Source organism: Daejeonella sp. (assembly GCF_044232565.1).
In the GTDB taxonomy this organism is placed as follows: Bacteria; Bacteroidota; Bacteroidia; order Sphingobacteriales; family Sphingobacteriaceae; genus Daejeonella.
Window position 1 is genome coordinate 1 of the sequence record NZ_JBIILQ010000309.1, and the last position, 2699, is coordinate 2699.

At 55.9% G+C, this 2699-nt stretch carries 5 protein-coding genes; all 5 read right to left on the bottom strand.

Annotated features, from left to right (window positions below; translation table 11 throughout):
• The coding region (locus ACILQF_RS12515; protein ID WP_395627734.1) for a PQQ-dependent sugar dehydrogenase at positions 1-665 on the bottom strand (665 nt) is incomplete at its 3' end.
• Positions 666-685: 20 nt separating this feature from the next.
• Positions 686-1168, bottom strand: coding sequence for a DUF411 domain-containing protein (locus ACILQF_RS12520; protein ID WP_395627735.1), 483 nt, complete (start codon positions 1166-1168; stop codon positions 686-688).
• The gene (locus ACILQF_RS12525; protein WP_395627736.1) at positions 1165-1611 is read right to left on the bottom strand and encodes a tetratricopeptide repeat protein; all 447 of its coding nucleotides are present in this window, start codon (positions 1609-1611) and stop codon (positions 1165-1167) included. Before ACILQF_RS12525 ends, ACILQF_RS12520 begins: the two co-directional genes overlap by 4 nt.
• Positions 1612-1661: 50 nt before the next feature.
• A complete protein-coding gene (locus ACILQF_RS12530; protein WP_395627737.1) occupies positions 1662-1931 on the bottom strand; it encodes a cupin domain-containing protein in 270 nt (89 codons plus the stop codon).
• A 56-nt stretch (positions 1932-1987) separates the two neighbouring features.
• Entirely contained in the window at positions 1988-2455 is a 468-nt protein-coding gene (locus ACILQF_RS12535; RefSeq protein WP_395627738.1) for a fasciclin domain-containing protein, read from the bottom strand.
• Positions 2456-2699 lie beyond the last annotated feature (244 nt).

Here is a 2699-nt window from a genome sequence, read left to right on the forward strand (position 1 = left end):
ATAGTCCGGTGACCGAGCGACCACTTTTCTGCTCTGGCGCCAGCTTGCCCCATAAAGGGGTTGTCCGGAGGCACACGACCATCGTCGTGAAGGCGAATCACCGAACCTGCATGATCGCCGGGCAGCTGGGCCCGGGCCATGTCACCGCGGTCACCCAGTGTCAGGTAAACCAGGCCCGATGCATTAAAGACTATCCTTCCCCCGAAATGCTGACCGCTACGGGTTTTAGGCTGCATGTCGAACAACACTTGCACTTGGGTCATTCGATGCCCCATGAGCTTGCCGCGAGCCATCGCCGTGCCCCACCCGCCAGGACCGGGCGCGTTGTAGGCCCAATAAATCCAGCCGTTTTGGGCGTAGTTGGGATGCAAAACCACATCGAACAAGCCCCCTTGGCCCCGGGCGGCGATCTGGGGCAAGCCTTCCACCGCTTGAGGGTCTAGCTTCAGATCTTTGCTCACCAGACGCAGGCGCCCCGCTCTTTCGGTGATCAACATGCGCCCATCGGGCAAAAAAGCCAGCGACCAGGGGTTTTCCAATCCACGCACCAGGGTGACAACCCGAAACGCATGCTTGTCAGACTGCAGCACCGGCCCTTGTGAAAAAACCGGGGCCGAGGACACCAACAACAGGCCCGGCAGCCAAAGACGCAGAAGGAAAAGCATGGGAAGCTTCACGGGCCCTGTCACGCCATGCGGCCCTGACCTGCGTAGCGTTGAAAGCTTTTGGTGCTGCCGTCTTTTTGTACCAGCAACACGTCAAACGCATCTTTTCGACCCTTGTACTCGGGGCCATCCATGCCGGGGCTGCCAATCGGCATACCCGGCACCGCCAGACCTAAAGCGAGCGGTCGATCCTTGAGCAGTCGGCGGATATCGGCTGCAGGCACATGGCCCTCGATGACATAGCCACCCACAGTGGCGGTGTGACATGAGCCCAGTTTGTCAGGCATTCCCAGACGCTTGCGGGCGGCGTTGTTACCCACATCGCGCACGGCTACCTTGAAGCCACTGGCCTGCAGGTGCTCTACCCACAGATGACAGCAACCACAGTTGGGGTCTTTCCACACTTCTACCGTGTAAGCTTGCGCAAGCGCGGATCGAAGAGGCAAGGAAGCAGCCAGCCCCATCGAAGCAGCGGCTTTGAGCCATTGGCGTCTTTGCATCATTTTCGGGCCTTGAATTGAAGAACACTTTTCTTCAGGTCACGGTACTCTTCGCAACCGAACATGCAAGCTTTGTCCAAGCGGCTCAGCATGGTTTCAGCGCCTGCCAGGTCATTTTTCAGAAGCAAAAGCTCGCCGTAGTACTCCAGCGCCCCGCGGTGTTTGGGCTCTTTGGCCAGCGCTGCCTGGTAATGCTTTTCAGCTTCAGGCAGATTGGGTGGCGACTTCTTGCGCAAGCTGTAACCCATCAGGTTGTGCCAGTCGGCTGACTGCTTGTCATCGGCTTGCGAAAGCACAGCGATGGCTTGGTCAAAGTTCTTTGCTTCGATAAATTGTCGGGTTTGAGTTTGCCAACTGGGCGTGGTCGGCCCCGCAGGCGTCATATCGGCGGACATGACCGCCGTAGACAGACCCAATATGGCGCTTAAAAAAAGTTGCTTTTTCATGGGTGATCCTCGAATTGACCATCACAGGATGGATTCTCAGCTTCAGCGACTCAGTTTGCCCGGGCCACCCAGATGGTGGCGCCTTCGGGTCCGTAGGTTTCTGCGTGCGCAATGTTTCGGGCCAATCTGAAACTGTCGCCAGCACGCAAGTGCCGCACCTGGTCACCGACCGTCAAGCTGTAGCTGCCTTTGATCACCAGCACGCTGACATCAAAAGCGTGTGTGTGCGTTTCCTGGTGCTGGTTGGCCGGCCACGCGCGAACCAGGACTTCATCAAATCCTTCCTCTAACGATTGCTTGGTAAATTCAGACATGGTCATGGTCGTCATTGGCTGGCTCCGTCAGAGAGGATTTGATCCTGGTTACCGCAAGGTTTTTACTTGGGCATGATGACCGTGTCAATGACATGGATCACGCCGTTGTCAGCCACGATGTCGGTTTTAACCACCTTGGCTTTGTCTACCATCACGCCACCAGATGTGGTGACGGTCAGGTCGGAACCTTGAACAGTCTTGACCTTGCCTGCCTTGACATCCGCCGCCATGACTTTGCCGGCCACCACGTGATAAGTCAGCACAGCAGACAGCTTGGCTTTGTCTTTGAGCAGCGCATCCAAGTCTGCCTTGGGAATTTTTGCAAACGCTTCGTCGGTCGGTGCAAACACAGTGAAGGGACCTTTGCCCTTGAGTGTGTCAACCAAGCCAGCAGCGCCCAAGGCTGTGGCCAAGGTCTTGAAATTGCCTGCGGCGACAGCCGTGTCCACAATGTCTTTCGCCTGCGCAGAAAGAGCGAAACCCAAGGCCAAGAATGTTGCAATGAGAGTTTTTTTCACAGCTAGCTCCATTCAAAATAAAGTCAAACATCAAACATGTGATGCGTTTTTATTCTGCACTGCCAACAAAAAAACTCAATGATCAGGGGTATTCCACAAGGCGCAACTGAGCAGTGGTTTTTGCAGAGCTGTGAAGAAATGAAAAACGCCCCAAAAGGGGCGTTTTTGCTGGGCACTTGGCGGAAACGGAGGGATTCGAACCCTCGATGAGGCTCTACACCCCATACTCCCTTAGCAGGGGAGCACCTTCGGCCAC

What these genes read in the sequence shown, in the direction of transcription:
- ACILQF_RS12520 (WP_395627735.1), bottom strand. Translation starts at nt 1,168, where the DNA reads ATGATGCAAAGACGCCAATGGCTCAAAGCCGCTGCTTCGATGGGGCTG.
- ACILQF_RS12525 (WP_395627736.1), bottom strand. Translation starts at nt 1,611, where the DNA reads ATGAAAAAGCAACTTTTTTTAAGCGCCATATTGGGTCTGTCTACGGCG.
- ACILQF_RS12530 (WP_395627737.1), bottom strand. Translation starts at nt 1,931, where the DNA reads ATGACCATGTCTGAATTTACCAAGCAATCGTTAGAGGAAGGATTTGAT.
- ACILQF_RS12535 (WP_395627738.1), bottom strand. Translation starts at nt 2,455, where the DNA reads ATGGAGCTAGCTGTGAAAAAAACTCTCATTGCAACATTCTTGGCCTTG.